The sequence below is a fragment of the Mesorhizobium sp. M0062 genome (assembly GCF_040323125.1).
GTDB lineage: Bacteria > Pseudomonadota > Alphaproteobacteria > Rhizobiales > Rhizobiaceae > Mesorhizobium.
The window spans coordinates 28,955-43,150 of record NZ_JAMYUO010000029.1 but is presented as its reverse complement, the minus strand read 5'-3'; the positions used below and the strand labels follow the sequence as shown (position 1 = coordinate 43,150).

The 14,196-nt window shown below is 62.6% G+C and carries 19 protein-coding genes; 8 read left to right on the top strand and 11 right to left on the bottom strand.

Translation table 11 applies throughout. The features are described 5' to 3' along the window. Positions 1-22: 22 nt before the first annotated feature. Positions 23-295 (top strand): hypothetical protein, encoded by a 273-nt coding sequence (locus tag NKJ64_RS26020; RefSeq protein ID WP_245261353.1) that lies wholly within the window; start codon positions 23-25, stop codon positions 293-295. Positions 296-504: 209 nt separating this feature from the next. Here NKJ64_RS26020 and NKJ64_RS26015 read toward each other — a convergent pair whose 3' ends face one another. Then, positions 505-1,446 (bottom strand): nucleoside hydrolase, encoded by a 942-nt coding sequence (locus tag NKJ64_RS26015; RefSeq protein ID WP_023698210.1) that lies wholly within the window; start codon positions 1,444-1,446, stop codon positions 505-507. Between the two features lie 144 nt (positions 1,447-1,590). On the opposite strand from NKJ64_RS26015, the gene NKJ64_RS26010 reads away from it, so the two are divergent. Further along, positions 1,591-2,016 (top strand): Hsp20 family protein, encoded by a 426-nt coding sequence (locus NKJ64_RS26010; RefSeq protein ID WP_023669741.1) that lies wholly within the window; start codon positions 1,591-1,593, stop codon positions 2,014-2,016. Between the two features lie 64 nt (positions 2,017-2,080). Continuing rightward, positions 2,081-2,338, top strand: a complete 258-nt coding sequence (locus tag NKJ64_RS26005) for a BQ00720 family protein (RefSeq protein WP_023683072.1) — start codon at positions 2,081-2,083, stop codon at positions 2,336-2,338. Between the two features lie 71 nt (positions 2,339-2,409). Here NKJ64_RS26005 and ptsN read toward each other — a convergent pair whose 3' ends face one another. The 6 genes from ptsN to lptC form a co-directional block, all read right to left on the bottom strand. After that, positions 2,410-2,874, bottom strand: coding sequence for a PTS IIA-like nitrogen regulatory protein PtsN (ptsN, locus tag NKJ64_RS26000; RefSeq protein WP_023669743.1), 465 nt, complete (start codon positions 2,872-2,874; stop codon positions 2,410-2,412). Positions 2,875-2,982: 108 nt separating this feature from the next. Beyond that, positions 2,983-3,567 carry a ribosome hibernation-promoting factor, HPF/YfiA family gene (gene hpf / locus NKJ64_RS25995; protein WP_023751408.1) on the bottom strand — a complete coding sequence of 195 codons (585 nt, stop codon included), beginning with the start codon at positions 3,565-3,567 and terminating at the stop codon, positions 2,983-2,985. A 398-nt stretch (positions 3,568-3,965) separates the two neighbouring features. Next, positions 3,966-5,492: an RNA polymerase factor sigma-54 gene (gene rpoN, locus NKJ64_RS25990; protein ID WP_023683070.1), complete on the bottom strand. Its 1,527-nt coding sequence runs from the start codon at positions 5,490-5,492 to the stop codon at positions 3,966-3,968. Positions 5,493-5,706: 214 nt separating this feature from the next. After that, a complete protein-coding gene (lptB, locus tag NKJ64_RS25985) occupies positions 5,707-6,525 on the bottom strand; it encodes an LPS export ABC transporter ATP-binding protein (protein WP_023669746.1) in 819 nt (272 codons plus the stop codon). Then, positions 6,522-7,106, bottom strand: a complete 585-nt coding sequence (locus tag NKJ64_RS25980) for an LptA/OstA family protein (RefSeq protein WP_023683069.1) — start codon at positions 7,104-7,106, stop codon at positions 6,522-6,524. Before NKJ64_RS25980 ends, lptB begins: the two co-directional genes overlap by 4 nt. Continuing rightward, positions 7,093-7,806 carry an LPS export ABC transporter periplasmic protein LptC gene (lptC, locus tag NKJ64_RS25975; protein WP_023669748.1) on the bottom strand — a complete coding sequence of 238 codons (714 nt, stop codon included), beginning with the start codon at positions 7,804-7,806 and terminating at the stop codon, positions 7,093-7,095. The genes NKJ64_RS25980 and lptC overlap by 14 nt, the downstream gene beginning before the upstream one ends. Positions 7,807-8,101: 295 nt before the next feature. Between lptC and sppA the strand changes: the two genes are divergently transcribed. The 4 genes from sppA to lhpI all read left to right on the top strand — a co-directional run bounded on the left by sppA (position 8,102) and on the right by lhpI (position 10,818). Next, a complete protein-coding gene (gene sppA, locus NKJ64_RS25970; protein ID WP_023698204.1) occupies positions 8,102-9,058 on the top strand; it encodes a signal peptide peptidase SppA in 957 nt (318 codons plus the stop codon). Between the two features lie 80 nt (positions 9,059-9,138). Further along, the gene (locus NKJ64_RS25965) at positions 9,139-9,423 is read left to right on the top strand and encodes an integration host factor subunit beta (RefSeq protein ID WP_006200394.1); all 285 of its coding nucleotides are present in this window, start codon (positions 9,139-9,141) and stop codon (positions 9,421-9,423) included. Positions 9,424-9,476: 53 nt separating this feature from the next. Beyond that, a complete protein-coding gene (locus NKJ64_RS25960) occupies positions 9,477-9,821 on the top strand; it encodes a lipopolysaccharide assembly protein LapA domain-containing protein (RefSeq protein WP_023691965.1) in 345 nt (114 codons plus the stop codon). 31 nt (positions 9,822-9,852) lie between these two features. Continuing rightward, the gene (gene lhpI / locus NKJ64_RS25955; protein WP_352463571.1) at positions 9,853-10,818 is read left to right on the top strand and encodes a bifunctional Delta(1)-pyrroline-2-carboxylate/Delta(1)-piperideine-2-carboxylate reductase; all 966 of its coding nucleotides are present in this window, start codon (positions 9,853-9,855) and stop codon (positions 10,816-10,818) included. On the opposite strand, the gene NKJ64_RS25950 is transcribed toward lhpI, so the two are convergent. From NKJ64_RS25950 to NKJ64_RS25935, 4 genes are all read right to left on the bottom strand, one after another. Beyond that, positions 10,808-11,230, bottom strand: coding sequence for a VOC family protein (locus NKJ64_RS25950; RefSeq protein ID WP_352463570.1), 423 nt, complete (start codon positions 11,228-11,230; stop codon positions 10,808-10,810). The two genes, lhpI and NKJ64_RS25950, sit on opposite strands and share 11 nt — an antisense overlap. A gap of 120 nt (positions 11,231-11,350) precedes the next feature. Further along, complete coding sequence (locus NKJ64_RS25945) at positions 11,351-11,782, bottom strand: EVE domain-containing protein (protein WP_352463569.1); 432 nt, start codon at positions 11,780-11,782, stop codon at positions 11,351-11,353. After that, complete coding sequence (locus NKJ64_RS25940) at positions 11,779-12,189, bottom strand: VOC family protein (RefSeq protein ID WP_023698200.1); 411 nt, start codon at positions 12,187-12,189, stop codon at positions 11,779-11,781. Before NKJ64_RS25940 ends, NKJ64_RS25945 begins: the two co-directional genes overlap by 4 nt. Positions 12,190-12,280: 91 nt before the next feature. Next, positions 12,281-12,979, bottom strand: a complete 699-nt coding sequence (locus NKJ64_RS25935) for a helix-turn-helix transcriptional regulator (protein WP_023698199.1) — start codon at positions 12,977-12,979, stop codon at positions 12,281-12,283. Positions 12,980-13,106: 127 nt separating this feature from the next. Here NKJ64_RS25935 and NKJ64_RS25930 point away from each other — a divergent pair, with 127 nt between their 5' ends. Further along, the gene (locus NKJ64_RS25930; RefSeq protein ID WP_352463568.1) at positions 13,107-14,189 is read left to right on the top strand and encodes an RsmD family RNA methyltransferase; all 1,083 of its coding nucleotides are present in this window, start codon (positions 13,107-13,109) and stop codon (positions 14,187-14,189) included. The last annotated feature ends 7 nt before the right edge of the window (positions 14,190-14,196 follow it).

The window sequence follows — 14,196 nt, the reverse complement described above, 5'->3', positions numbered from 1 at the left end:
TTTGAAAAGGAACGCGCCCGGCGTGGTCCTGATCGTCGCCATGTTCGCGATGATGGTTCCTTCGGCGCTCTACAAATGGACGAATGATGCAAGCCCCATCCGGTCAGTCGAGCCAATCCACGCAACGGTCAAAAGCGCCCAATCGGACCACGACCACACCCTTTATCTGGTTTCGCTCGAAAGCGGTTCGTCCATTCTTGTCGATGACGACCGGCCGCATCTGATCGGCGCGACGGCAAACATGGAGCGCGTCACGCGCGAGAATGGAATGGTCTTCTATCGATTTGCAAAGTGAACGGCGGCGGCGCCTTCCTTCTCCCCTGTGGGAGAAGGTGGATCGGCGCGATAGCGCCGAGACGGATGAGGGGTGTTCCAGCGGAGTGAGACGTGGGCGTTCCCTGGAACACCCCACATCCGTCGCCTTCGGCGACACCGCCCGGGGGCGAGCCACTTGTCTCGCCCCGTCCCTTCGGAACCCACAATGGGGAGAAAGGAAAGACAGAGCTAAAGCCGAGCCAACCGCTCCACCAGAAGCGCGAAAAAGGCGTCATGGTCGATGTCGCGCATCACCATGGCGTTCTTCGGCCGCTTGGTCACGCCCCACCAGTCGATCACGGTCATGCCCATGGTGAGTTCGGAGGTGGTTTCGACGGTGACGTTGCAGTTGCGGCCCTTGAACAGCTCCGGCTTCAACAGATACGCGATGACGCAGGGGTCGTGCAGCGGGCCGCCATCGGTGCCGTATTTCTCCTCGTCGAAGCGCTCGAAGAACTCCAGCATCTCGGCCGTCGCGGTGCCGACCCGGGTGCCGAGCTGGCGGATGGCCTGCGTGCGCTTGGCCGTGGTCAGCGCCTTGTGGGTGACGTCGAGCGGCATCATGACGATCGGAATGCCGGATTTGAACACCAGGTCGGCGGCTTGCGGATCGACATAGATGTTGAATTCTGCGGTCGGCGTGACATTGCCGCCTTCGAAGAAACCGCCGCCCATCAGTACGATTTCCTTGATGCGCGGCGCGATCTTCGGCTCACGGATCAGCGCCAGCGCGACATTGGTGAGCGGGCCGAGCGCGCACAGCGTGATCGTGCCGGCCTCTTCCTTCATCAGCGTCTCGACGATGAAGTCGACCGCATACTGGCCCTGCAGCTTCATCTTCGGATCGGGCAGTTGCGGGCCGTTGAGGCCGGTCTTGCCATGCACTTCCTCGGCGGTGACCAGCTCGCGCGCCAACGGGCGGATGGCGCCTGCATAGACCTTGATGTCGGGCCGGCCGGCCAGTTCGCAGATTTTCCTGGCGTTCTTTTCGGTCAATTTCAGCGGCACGTTGCCGGCAACAGCAGAGATGCCGACGATCTCCAGCTCGGCGCTGCCGAGCGCCAGCAATATGGCGACGGCATCGTCCTGGCCGGGATCCGTGTCGATGATGATCTTGCGGGTCTGGGGCATTTCATTTCCTTATGCGGGGGAGTCTTTTTGGCGGGGGTGTTCGGCGGCTTGAACTTGGCCGCGGCGCGGACCATATCAAGACCATCGGGAAAAATGCCATCCGGGTTTTTCCAGTTTATGTCGCTCCAAAGAGGACAGTGTAACATGAGCCGAATGACGCCCTTCTCCAGCCCGCTTCTCCTTGGTTTCGATGCCATGGAAAAGACCCTGGAACGACTGGCGAAATCCGGTGACAGTTATCCTCCCTACAACATCGAGCGCCTCAGCGGTGCTGACGGCAAGGCCGAAAGGCTGCGCATTACGCTGGCTGTCGCGGGTTTCGCCGAAAGCGATCTCGATGTCACCACGGAGGAAAACCAGTTGGTCGTGCGCGGCCGTCAAACCGACGACACCGAGCGCGAATTCCTCCACCGCGGCATCGCCGCGCGCCAGTTCCAGCGCTGTTTCGTGCTGGCCGACGGCATGCGGGTGATCGCAGCGGAACTGAAGAACGGCCTTTTGTCGATCGATCTCGATCGGCCGGATACCGAACGGCTGGTACGGAAAATAAATATATCGGTGAAAGACTGATCTTTACCGATGGCTCTCATGCGGGATGGCCTTGAGCGGCGTCCTCGCGCCAAGGAGGCTTGAAATGACCAGAACTGACGAAACCATCACCATGACCAGCGGCGAATTCGCCCATCTCGGCGAAGGCTCGGTCGCTTATCTCCGCAAGGTCTCGAGCGACGAGCTGCTCGGGCGCTTCCCCAACCTCGGCGAAATAGCGCCTGGTATGGTCCTGTGGGCCCTGTTTGCCGCCAACGGCCAGCCGATCCTGCTTTCGGATGCGAAAGACCGGGCTTTGGCCGGCGCCATGGAAAACGACCTGACCACTGTCGCCATTCACTAAGGCGACTGCTGGCGGTTGAAATGGAGAGGGCCGCCTTCGGCGGCCCCTGGAAGACTTAAATCCGAAGAACTTCAGGCGGCGTGCGAGGCCTGCGTGTCCGAAAGCAGTGCGTGGATGGCGACCGCGTCGCGCGTGCCTCTGATCTTGGCCACCGTGTCGGCGTCGCGCAAAACCCTGGCGATGCGCGACAGTGCCTTGAGGTGATCGGCGCCGGCGCCTTCCGGGGCCAGCAGCAAAAACACCAGATCAACCGGCTGGTCATCCAAGGCCTCGAAATCGACCGGCGTCTCCAGCCGGGCAAAGACGCCGGCGATGCGCTTCACCCCGGCGAGCTTGCCGTGCGGAATGGCGATGCCGTTGCCGACGCCGGTGGAGCCCAGCCGTTCGCGCTGCAGGATGGTGTCGAACACTTCGCGCTCCGGAATGCCGGAAATCGCCGCCGCTCTCTCGGACAGCAACTGCAGAAGCTGCTTTTTGGAGTTCGCCTTCAACGCCGGCAAGATCGCCGGAACGTTGAGAAGATCGCTCAGATCCATATTTGAAATCCCTTATTCGCCTGCCGTCGCCAGTCCTCGCCCCTCGCGCGGCTGGCTATTATCCCTGTGCGACCATTGCCGTCACCTGTGCGACCATTGTCGTTGTCGTCACGCCTGTGCGACTTTGGTCGTCGACGGGTCGATCCAGCCGATATTTCCGTCCGGCCGCCGATAGACGATGTTGAGGTGGTCGTTTCCGGCGTTGCGGAATACGAAAACCGGGCTGTCCTTGGTGTCGAGTTCGATAACCGCCGACGCCACCGACATGGTCTGCAGCGTCATGGTTGATTCGGCGACGATGGCCGGGGCGTAGTCCTCCGGAATGTCCTCATCGTCATCGGTCAGCGGCGCCATTACCGTATAGGCGATGTCGGTGATTTCGCCATTTCCATTGCCTGAATTGTGCGATTTCAGACGGCGTTTGTAGCGCCGCAGCCTGGTTTCGAGGCGGTCCGCGGCCGCCTCGAAGGCAAGTGTCGGATCCTGGGAATCGCCGGTTGCCTGCAGCGAAGCGCCGGAATCCAGCCTGATCATGCAATCGGCCGAGTAACGCGACCCCGATTTGATGACCGTGACGTGCCCTGAAAAACCGCGATCGAAATATTTTCCAATCGCCTCGCCGACACGATCGGTAATGCGCGTACGCAACGCATCGCCGATATCCATGTGTTTACCCGATATGCGCAATTTCATCTGAAAACTGACCTTCCTTGCTCAGGCTTCAAACTGGCCAGAGTTTATACTCGTGATCCGTGCGCACAAGCTTTGCGGCGTCAACTCGCGCCGATTTTAGATCCGAACTTTCCGGTTGATCACAATCCGCCTTCTTGGCCGTCCCGTGGCCTTCGTCGTGACGGACCATCCGCATGCGGGCCGCGAGCCCGTCTCATGCGGGCGGGCTTCTAGACACTTCATTGCAGCTTGTCAATTAATGCATGTCGCCCAGAAGTGCGCTGCGGTTCTGGGACAACGACATGCATAAAAACAAAGACTTAAAGCGCGTCGTATGAATCCGTTTCAGCGCGATGCGCTTTAAGGTCGGAAAGTTGTGGAATCCAGCCATAGCAAAAGCCCTTGTCGGGCAAGCAGAGCTAGCGCCCCGCGCTCGCCAGAGCGCGCTTTTCACGCCGCCGCTGCACCGACGACGGAATATTCATACCCTCCCGGTACTTGGCCACCGTGCGCCGGGCAATATCGACGCCGCTTTCCTTCAACATGTCGACGATTGCGTCATCGGACAGCACATCGGCGGGCTTTTCCTCGTCGATCAGCTGCTTGATGCGGTCGCGCACCGCTTCCGAGGAATGCGCATCACCGCCGCCCGACGCCGCGATCGAAGCCGTGAAGAAATAACGCAGCTCGAACACGCCACGCGGCGTCAGCATGTATTTGTTGGCCGTCACCCGGCTGACGGTCGATTCATGCATGCCGATGGCATCGGCCACCGTGCGCAGGTTGAGCGGCCTGAGCTGACGCACGCCATGGACGAGAAAAGCGTCCTGCTGGCGCACGATTTCCGACGCCACTTTCAGGATCGTCTTTGCCCGCTGGTCGAGACTGCGCGTCAGCCAGTTGGCATTCTGCAGGCATTCGGCCAGGAAATCCTTCTCCGCCTGATTCTTCGCATGCGGCGAGACCTGGGCGAAATAGATGTGATCGACAAGCACGCGCGGCAGCGTCTCGGCATTGAGCTCGACCGTCCAGCTGCCGTCATTGGCGGCGCGGACTTCGACATCGGCGACGATGGCGTCGCTGGCGCCGCCCGAAAACGCCATGCCCGGGCGCGGGTCGAGCGCGCGGATTTCGGCCAGCATGTCGAGGAGATCCTCTTCGTCGACCCCGCAAAGCCGCTTCAGCGTCTGGAAATCGCGCCGCGCCAGGAGTTCTAGGTTGCCGATCAGCGTCTTCATCGCCGGATCGAGACGATCGCGCATGGCAAGCTGCAGCGACAGGCATTCGGCAAGGTCGCGCGCAAACAGGCCGACCGGCTCGAATGTGTGGCAGGCTGCCAGCACATTGGCCACCATCGCCTGATCGGCGCCGAGCCGTTTGGCGATCTCGGCGGGATCGGCGCGCAGATAGCCGGCCTCGTCCAGGCCGTCGGCCAGTTCGGCTGCGATCAGCCTTGCGGCCGGATCGGCAAAGGCAAGCGCGATCTGCTCGCCAACATGCTGGCGCAGCGTGATCGCTGCGGCTGCCATGTCGCCGACGTCGAAGCCTTCGGAAGAACCGGACGAACTATTGCCGGTGGCCGACTTCCACTGCGCCGTCAGGTCCGGGCCGAGCCGCTCGCTGGTGCCGGGATCGTCGGGGAACAGATTTTCCAGCGAGCTGTCGAGCTTGTCGGAGATCGCTTCGGCGCTCCACGCCGTCTCGTTTTCGAACCAGTCGCCATCGGCGGCAGGCTCAGGAGCGGCATCGCCCTTCTGCACCTGGTCGCTTGCGGCGTCATCCTGGGGCTCGGCGCGCTCCAGCAGCGGATTGCGCTCGATCTCGTCGTCGATGAAGTGGTCGAGCTCGACATGGGTGAGCTGCAACAGCCTGATCGACTGCATCAGCTGCGGCGTCATCACCAGCGACTGGGATTGTCGTAGCTGTAGTTTCGCCGCCAACGCCATGGTTCGGTTTCAAACGCCCTTCTGCACCCGGAAGCCTACACATCAGAAGCTGCCGGAAAATGAATTTTTCCGACCTTCCATAGAAACTGGCCCGGCTTTTGCTTGTCAAGGCGAACGATGGCAAAAGGCCCCTACCGAAGCATTATCTCACGCAAAATCGGAGAAAAAAGCCCGGCGGGGCGGCAAAAATCACGTCAGGAAACAAATTTCACGCTCAGAGCGTGAAACCTTCGCCGAGGTAGAGCCGGCGCACATCGGGGTTCGCCACCACCTCGTCGGCACGGCCATGAGTCAGCACCTGGCCGGCATGGATGATGTAGGCGCGGTCGATGAGGCCGAGCGTTTCGCGCACATTGTGGTCGGTAATCAGCACGCCGATGCCGCGCGCCGTTAGATGACGAACCAGCTGCTGGATGTCGGCGACGGCAATCGGGTCGATGCCGGCGAACGGCTCGTCGAGCAGCATGTAGGCCGGGCGCGTCGCCAAAGCTCGGGCGATCTCAAGACGCCGCCGCTCGCCACCCGACAGCGACATGGACGGCGACTTCCGCAGATGGCTGATGTGAAATTCCTCGAGCAGTTCGTCGAGATTGCGCTCGCGCACCTTGCGGTCCTTCTCAACCACTTCGAGCACGGCGCGGATGTTCTGCTCGACATTCAGGCCGCGGAAGATCGAGGCTTCCTGCGGCAAATAGCCGATGCCGAGGCGGGCGCGGCGGTACATCGGCATCGAGGTGACGTCGAAACCGTCGATCTCGATCGTGCCCTCATCGACCGGCACCAAGCCGGTGACCATGTAGAAACAGGTGGTCTTGCCGGCGCCGTTCGGCCCGAGCAGCCCGACAGCCTCGCCGGCGCGCACGCCGATGGTGACACCGCTGACCACCTTGCGGCCCTTGTAGCTCTTGGTCAGACCCTTGGCGATCAGGGTGCCCTTGAACTTCGAGGAATCAACGGTGACTGTGGCCGGTGCTGCAAGTTTACTGGCCGCCCGTCCCGGAAGGCGGGTCAGCAGCGAAGACACGCCAGTCATTCGGGCTTCGGGGCCTCGGATTTCGGTGGCGGCGTCATCGACATGATGACGCGCCCGCCGCAGCCATCGACCTGAGCAAGGCCGCTTTTCATCTGCACGGTGAGCTTGCAGCCCTTGAGGACGTTGGGTCCTTGGGACAAGACGACCTCCTTGCCCGACAGAACAAGCACCTGCGTCTTCATGTCGAACGTGGCGTTGTCGCCGGTGGCGATCTGGTCATTCGACTTGATGTAGACTTTGTTCTTGACCACCAGATGGTCGATATTGGCCGAACCGGTCATCGCCGAAGCGCCGGCGGCAGCACCTTTGGCGGCGTTGGGGTCCTTGACGTAGTAGACCTCCATGCTGCCGGCCTTGAGCAGCGTCGGCCCTTGCGTGACGGTGACGTTGCCGCTGAACAGCGCCATGCTGTCGGCCTGGCGGACCTCAAGTTTGTCGCTCTCGATCTGGATCGGCTGGTCGCCCGACAGTTTGAGCCCGGATTGGCTGCTGGCGCTGGACTGAGCCCAGGACGGCGCCATACCCAGCAACAGCAAGGCCGAAGCTGCGGCGACAAGCCGTGCCGAATTACTGGGACGCATTCGTTTCTCCGCTCTTTGCCTCTGCCGCCTTCATAGTGGCCGGATCGATGTGAACGCTTACCTTGTTCTCGAAAACGATGACCTTGCCATTGTCTTCGACCGACATTGAACCCGCGGTGATCCGCGAGCCGTTACGGCTGACATCGACCGCATCACCTGTCTTCATAGAGCCTTTGCCCATATCGAGGAAGACCGATTTGAAGATGGCAGCGACGCCGTCGGTGGTGGTGACGGTAACGTCGCTGGTCATGTCCATCGTGTTGGCGTTTCTGTTGTAGATCCCGCGCTTGGCGTCGACGGTCGCCACATTGTCGGCCGTCAGCGGCAATTTGGCATGGATGCCTTCGAGTTCGATGATGTCCTGCTTGCCGACATCCTGAATGGCGCGCAAGGCCGTCAGCGAATAGGGCAGCTTGTCCTTGGTGAAGCCGTTGAGCTTCGGATTGGCCATCACCAGCTTGCCATCCGCGAAAGCGGTGCCGTCTGCCTGTATCGAAATGTTGATCGGCGCCGCCAGATAGGAATAGACCGGAAACGCAACCGCGATCCCGGCGGCAAGCACCGGCACGGCAAACTTAAGCACGCGCACGCGGCGCGAGTGGCGCTGGGCGCGGTCGAAGGCGTCGCCGCGCGTGCCCGCTGGCGCCGTGGGCGCCAAGGCCGCATCGGCGTTGGTCGGTTCGTTCGATCGCGCAAGCATGACTGACTTCTAATAAACCCTTGTCCGCCAAAACACCTGCTATAGGTGGGTTGCCGGCCCCCGCAAGCAAGCACAAGCGGAGGAAAACCGCAAAAATGTGACGGCCGCTGTTTTACAGACGGAACTCAGGCGACACAATTTCGTCACTTCATAGCAGAAACGAACGCGCCGCGTCATTTTTTCCTGAAATGCCTCCGTCGTGAAGGTCGCTTCGTCGCAGGCTCTTGAGGAAGAGGTAGCCGGGCGCGGACGCTTGCTTTAAAAGCATCGCTTCCCACCGACTGTGAGGCAGACCATGGCACTGAGAGCCGACGACCTGATCGACCGCCGCCGCTTGCGGCGCAAGCTGACCTTCTGGCGCGGCGCCGCCATTGCCATCGTGGCCCTTGGGGTGATTGCGCTTGCAAGCTGGTTCTATGGGGGCGACCTCGGCGGTTCTTCCGTCGACCACATCGCCAAGGTCAGGATCGAAGGCACCATCACCGAGGACGAGGAACTGATCAAGCGGTTGGAAACCATCCGCACATCCTCGCAGGTCAAGGGCGTCATCCTGGCGATCGATTCGCCCGGCGGCACCACGGTCGGCGGCGAATCGATCTACGAGGAGGTGCGCAAGCTTGCCGCCGACAAGCCGGTGGTGGCCGAGGTCGGCACGCTGGCCGCATCGGCCGGCTACATGATCGCCAGTGCCAGCGACCATATCGTTGCCCGCAAGACGTCGATCGTCGGCTCGATCGGTGTGCTCATCCAGTATCCCGATGTCAGCGGTCTGATGGACAAGGTCGGCATCAAGCTCGAGGAAGTGAAATCCTCGCCGCTGAAGGCATCGCCCTCGCCCTTCAAGCCGACCAATGAAGACGAGCGAGCCATGGTCCGCAAGCTCATCCTCGACAGCTATGACTGGTTCGTCGGCATCGTCGCCGAGCGCCGCAAAATGACCCGCGATCAGGCACTGGCCCTTGCCGACGGCTCGATCTTCACCGGCCGCCAGGGCCTTGCCAACGGTCTGATCGACGCTGTCGGCGGCGAGAGCGTGGCGATCGACTGGCTGGCGACCAAGGGTGTCGACGCCAAGCTCAAGGTGGTGGAATGGAAGGACACCGAGCGGCGTGGCGGCTTCCTGTTCTCGAAAGCAATAGCGCGCAGCGTCGGCAGCGCGCTCGGCCTGTCGGAGGCCGGCAGCGACGTGCTTCACGAAATTGGCGCGGATCGCTTGTTTCTTGACGGTCTCGTTTCCGTCTGGCACCCTTGATCTGCCGGTTGGGGCGAGTAAAAAAGCAAATAAAATCATCCTGATAATTTGACCGCAGCGCTTTCACGGGGACCTTTCTGATGATCAAATCCGAGCTTGTGCAGATCATTGCCACGCGCAACCCGCATCTTTTCCTGCGCGACGTCGAAAACATCGTGGGAGCGATCTTCGACGAGATCACCGATGCCCTGGCGGAAGGCAATCGGGTCGAGTTGCGTGGCTTCGGCGCTTTTTCGGTGAAAAATCGCCCTGCCCGCACCGGCCGCAACCCGCGCACCGGCGAATCCGTCGAGGTCGAGGAGAAGTGGGTGCCGTTCTTCAAGACCGGCAAGGAATTGCGTGAAAGGCTGAATGGCGGCAAGTAGGCGCGGACCAACGCGCCGGCGTTATCAAGGCCTGCCTTCTCCAGGGAATTTCTATGTTGAACCGCTTCATACTTATCGTGGTCTTCGTGCCGCTCGCCGTCATCCTGATTGCGCTGGCCGTCGCCAACCGCGAGCTGGTCGCCTTCACGCTCGACCCGTTCAACCCCGGCAATCCGAAACTGACGCTGACCTTGCCGCTGTTCATCTTCCTGTTCGTGGCGCTCGCCATCGGCATGGTCGTCGGCAGCCTGGCGACCTGGGTCAAGCAGGGCCGCTACCGCAAGCTGGCGCGCCAGCGCGGCGTCGAGGCCGAGAATTTGCGCCAGGCGGTCAGCCGTATACCCGCCGTGCAGCAGGGCGCGGCCACCGGGCCGGCGCTGCCGAAGCCAACGGCCTGAAGCCGGCGCTTTTATCTTCGCGGAGTTTTGCATGCTGACCATTTCGGCCGACGCTGTCGACCAGGCGCTGACCTTTCCCGGGCTGGTCGAGACATTGCGCGCGGCCTTCCGCGAGGGTGCTGTGCAACCCGTCCGCCATCATCACGGGGTCGAGCGGCCCGACGGTGCCACATCCACGCTGCTTTTGATGCCGGCGTGGACCGACTTCCATGCGGCCGGCACATCGGTCGGGGGTCATATCGGCGTCAAGATCGTCACCGTATCGCCCGACAACAACGCCATCGGCAAACCGGCGGTGATGGGGCTCTACCTCCTGCTCAACGGCTCCACCGGCGAGCCCGAAGCGCTGATCGACGGCCAACGGCTGACACAGTGGCGCACCGCTTGCGCCTCGGCGCTGGCGGCCTCCTATCTCGCCCGCGAGGACGCATCGCGGCTTCTGGTGGCCGGCGCCGGCGCGCTGTCGCCGTTCCTCGCCAAGGCGCACTCCGCGGTGCGGCCGATCAAGACCATCCGCATCTGGAACCGCACGCCCGCCAATGCCGAAAAGGTCGCGGCTGATTTGCGCGCGGACGGTTTCAACGCCGAGGCCGCAAGCGATCTCGACGCCGAACTCGCCGAGGCCGACATCGTCTCATCGGCGACGATCACGACGACGCCGCTGGTCAAGGGTGCGCTGCTCAAGCCGGGCGCGCATGTCGATCTGGTCGGCGGCTTCACGCCGACCATGCGCGAGAGCGACGACGACGCGATCGCGCGCGCCCGCGTCTATGTCGACACCCGCGCCGGCGCCACCAAGGAAGCCGGCGACATCGTCCAGCCGCTCGCCTCCGGCGTGCTGAAGCCGGAAGCCATCGTCGCCGATCTGCATGAGCTGGCGCGCGGGGAAAAACAGGGCCGGCAGAGCCCCACTGAGGTCACGCTGTTCAAGTCGGTCGGCGCCGCGCTTGAGGACCTTGCCGCCGGCATTGCCGTCTACAACGCGCTCAAGCAGTAGCGTCTGCGCCGGTTCTGCGATCGAACTTCCTGATCGCTTCCGCGCTGACCGGGGTGAAGAAGTTCACCAGATTGCCATCGGGATCGCGCAGCAGCAGCGACCGGTTACCCCATGGCATCGTCGTCGGCGTCTGTACGAAATCGCCGATGATTTTCGCCAGCCTGCTGTACTCAGCATCAACATCGGCGACGCGAAACTCGATGATCGCTGAGCGATTGGCGGCCGGCTGCCCCACATCAGTTCCGAACAGGGCCAGCGTGTGGGTGCTGCCGATCGCCAGTGTGCAGGACGGCGTTGCCAGTTCGGCGAAATCGTCTGTGAACCAGGTTGCGGTAAGCCCGGTGATCGTGTCGTAGAATGCCACCAAGGGCTTGATCTGATCGGTAATGATGCGGATCGAGACGAAGTCCATCTTATTCTCCTGGGGCAAGCGCGACGCTATCTGAAGACAATCGCTTGTCGCACAACGCTGCTGACAACTTGGTGTCAGCAGCGTTGTCACGGTGCCTTGCCGATCCGGCGGCTGGATGCTTCAGTCGGCCTTCATGGCAGCGCCCATCGCCTCGGCGATCAGCGCGAAATCATGCGCCGTAATTTCGAACAGCCCAAAGCGCAGTTGATAACCCCAGTTCGATTTGCCCGCGGTGAAGTCGAGCTGCTCGAGCAGCGGCTTGATCGGCGCCTCCTCGGCCTTGGCCCATTCGACATCCCTGCGGAACGGCGTGAAGCCACCGCCCATGTCGCCCTGGTAAGGCTCGCCTTCTCGCACGGTGCCGATTGCCGTGAAGGCCTGCAGGCCGTCCTTCTCGCGCAGAATTGTGGTCGGCGAGTAGTAGATGATGCCGTCGCCGGGCTTCATGCGGCGCAAAGGTGCCGCCTTGCCGTGGTTGACCTGCATGAAGCCGGCCTCGCGGCCGCGCCGGACATGTTCGGCGGAAGCGACCGCGATCCAGTGCGCACTCATTTCTGTTCTCCATTGGCCTGTTCCCCATTGGCCTGTTCTCCGTCGTTCAGCCAGTAGACGCGCAGCCGGTGCTTGTCGGGATCGAGCGCAACGAAGGTGCGGCCGAAGTCCATGTCGGTCGGCGTCTGCAGAATGGTCAAGCCGCGTCCTGCCCAGTCCGTGTAGGCGGCGTCCACCGCATCAGGCCGGTCCAACGCGAAGACGAGCTCCGCACCGCCGCCCGCGGCCGCGGCCGACGGCTCCACCGTGTGGCGCGACCACAGGCCGAGCTTGAAGCCATTGTCGAGCACGAACAGCACGAAGGTCGGCGACGTCTCCACCGGCTGGCGTCCCAGCAGCGCACCGTAGAAGGCGCCGCTCCGCTCCGGGCTGTCGACATAAAGAATGACGAAATTGGGGGTGTTCATGTCTGCTCTCCAGGGTTTCGATTGGAGGAGCATAGGTGACCCCACTGTCAGATTCTGGCAGCAGCGTCTTGTGGGCGCGTGGAAAGGAGCATTAAGCGCCAGGCTGGCGCTTCGGTGCGTCCAGCGTCGCGCGCCATTCCTTCAGCAGCGCCTGCCGACGACGCGGATAGCGGATATCCGTGGTGTTGAGCCCCGACATCCGGTCGGAGCGAAAATGTCTGAAATCCTGCCGCGTCTCGCACCAGGCCACCACCACCCGCACCTTGTCGAAAAAGCCGAGCGCGAATGGCCAGATCAAGCGCTCGGAGGCGGCGCCGCCGGCATCGCGGTAAAGAAAGCCGAGTTTTCTCTCGTTGCGGATCGCCTGGCGCACCAGGCCAAGGTCGATGCTTTCGACAGCATCGCCGTGCGGCCCGACCAAAAGCGCGGTCGCATCGAGGTCCTCGCGCAGATCATCCGGCAGCACAGCGGCGATCTTGGCCAGCGCGTCGGTGGCGGCGGCCGACAGCCGCTTGTCCGGTTGTCTGGCAACCCAACGCGATCCCAGAACGATGGCCTCGATCTCCTCGTCGGTGAACATCAGTGGCGGCAGCATGAAGCCGGGTTTCAGCACATAGCCCAGCCCAGCCTCGCCCTCGATCGGCGCGCCTTGCCCCTGCAGCGTGGCAATGTCGCGGTAGAGCGTTCGGATCGAAACGTCCATCTCGCCGGCAAGCGTGCGACCGCTCACCGGCCGGCGATGCCGGCGCAGGATCTGGATCAGGTCGAGCAGGCGTTCGGAACGGGACATGATTCGAGATTTGCCTGTTTCCTCAGCGAGGTCCACCACCTCAGACATTCGCACGCTGGACCATTTTGTTTGCGCAGCCGGTAACCCTATGCCAAAAGCGGCCTGCCGCCTCCGGAGACGCTCCTGCTTGAAGTCTTTTCGCGACAAACGCCGCGACAACCGTCCGCCCGCAAAAGGCAGGACCGAACATGCGCGGCCACAGCCGGAGACCGTACCAGTCCGACCCCAAGCCAGACAGCAACGCCACGAAACAAAACCGGACGACCGGTCTGATCCGAAGCCCGCCCCCCGTATCCTGGCGCGTCGCGAAGGCATCCTGCCCACTGAGCGCCTGCCGGTGATCCTCGAAGTGGCGCCCAATCAGGATTATGCACTGCTCGACAGCGGTGCCGGCGAGAAGCTCGAACAATACGGCCCCTACCGCATCGTGCGGCCCGAGGGACAGGCGATCTGGCAAAAGGCCTTGCCCGCCAGGGACTGGGACCGAGCCGACGCCATCTTCACCGGCGACACCGACGAGGAAGGCATCGGCCGCTGGCGGTTCCCGAAGGTACCGCTGGGCGAGACCTGGCCGATGAAGCATGACGGCATCGACTATCTCGGCCGCTTCACCTCGTTTCGCCATGTCGGCGTCTTCCCCGAGCAGGCTTCGCACTGGGACCATATGGCCAGCCTGATCGCGGCGGCCAACCGCCCGGTCAAGGTGCTGAACCTGTTCGGCTATACCGGGCTCGCGTCTCTCGTAGCCGCCCGCGCCGGTGCCGAGGTCACCCATGTCGATGCCTCCAAGAAGGCGGTCGGCTGGGCGCGCGAAAACCAGGAAATGGCCGGTCTCGGCAGCAAGCCGATCCGCTGGATCGTCGACGATGCTGTGAAATTCGCCGAGCGCGAAGAGCGCCGCGGCAGCCGCTACGACATCATCCTGTTCGACCCGCCCGCCTATGGCCGCGGCCCCAAGGGCGAGGTCTGGCAGTTGTTCGAGGACCTGCCCGGCCTGACCGATCTTTGCCGCGCGATCCTGACGCCGAAACCGCTCACCGTGGTGCTGACCGCCTATTCCATCCGCGCCTCCTTCTTCGCCATCCATGCCTTGATGCGCGACACCTTTGCCAGCATGGGCGGCACCGTTGAATCAGGCGAACTGATCATCCGCGAGCAATCCGCCGGCCGGGCGCTGTCGACATCGCTGTTTTCGCGCTGGGTGGCCTGAATGCCCG

Excerpts from the sequence above, each read along its gene's own strand:
- hpf (WP_023751408.1), bottom strand. The coding sequence starts at position 3,567 with ATGAAATTGCGCATATCGGGTAAACACATGGATATCGGCGATGCGTTG.
- NKJ64_RS25940 (WP_023698200.1), bottom strand. The coding sequence starts at position 12,189 with ATGAACACCCCCAATTTCGTCATTCTTTATGTCGACAGCCCGGAGCGG.
- rpoN (WP_023683070.1), bottom strand. The coding sequence starts at position 5,492 with ATGGCGTTGGCGGCGAAACTACAGCTACGACAATCCCAGTCGCTGGTG.
- lhpI (WP_352463571.1), top strand. The coding sequence starts at position 9,853 with ATGCTGACCATTTCGGCCGACGCTGTCGACCAGGCGCTGACCTTTCCC.
- NKJ64_RS26005 (WP_023683072.1), top strand. The coding sequence starts at position 2,081 with ATGACCAGAACTGACGAAACCATCACCATGACCAGCGGCGAATTCGCC.
- NKJ64_RS25965 (WP_006200394.1), top strand. The coding sequence starts at position 9,139 with ATGATCAAATCCGAGCTTGTGCAGATCATTGCCACGCGCAACCCGCAT.
- lptB (WP_023669746.1), bottom strand. The coding sequence starts at position 6,525 with ATGACTGGCGTGTCTTCGCTGCTGACCCGCCTTCCGGGACGGGCGGCC.
- NKJ64_RS26010 (WP_023669741.1), top strand. The coding sequence starts at position 1,591 with ATGAGCCGAATGACGCCCTTCTCCAGCCCGCTTCTCCTTGGTTTCGAT.
- NKJ64_RS25945 (WP_352463569.1), bottom strand. The coding sequence starts at position 11,782 with ATGAGTGCGCACTGGATCGCGGTCGCTTCCGCCGAACATGTCCGGCGC.
- lptC (WP_023669748.1), bottom strand. The coding sequence starts at position 7,806 with ATGCTTGCGCGATCGAACGAACCGACCAACGCCGATGCGGCCTTGGCG.
- sppA (WP_023698204.1), top strand. The coding sequence starts at position 8,102 with ATGGCACTGAGAGCCGACGACCTGATCGACCGCCGCCGCTTGCGGCGC.
- NKJ64_RS26015 (WP_023698210.1), bottom strand. The coding sequence starts at position 1,446 with ATGCCCCAGACCCGCAAGATCATCATCGACACGGATCCCGGCCAGGAC.
- NKJ64_RS25960 (WP_023691965.1), top strand. The coding sequence starts at position 9,477 with ATGTTGAACCGCTTCATACTTATCGTGGTCTTCGTGCCGCTCGCCGTC.
- ptsN (WP_023669743.1), bottom strand. The coding sequence starts at position 2,874 with ATGGATCTGAGCGATCTTCTCAACGTTCCGGCGATCTTGCCGGCGTTG.
- NKJ64_RS25935 (WP_023698199.1), bottom strand. The coding sequence starts at position 12,979 with ATGTCCCGTTCCGAACGCCTGCTCGACCTGATCCAGATCCTGCGCCGG.
- NKJ64_RS25980 (WP_023683069.1), bottom strand. The coding sequence starts at position 7,106 with ATGCGTCCCAGTAATTCGGCACGGCTTGTCGCCGCAGCTTCGGCCTTG.
- NKJ64_RS25950 (WP_352463570.1), bottom strand. The coding sequence starts at position 11,230 with ATGGACTTCGTCTCGATCCGCATCATTACCGATCAGATCAAGCCCTTG.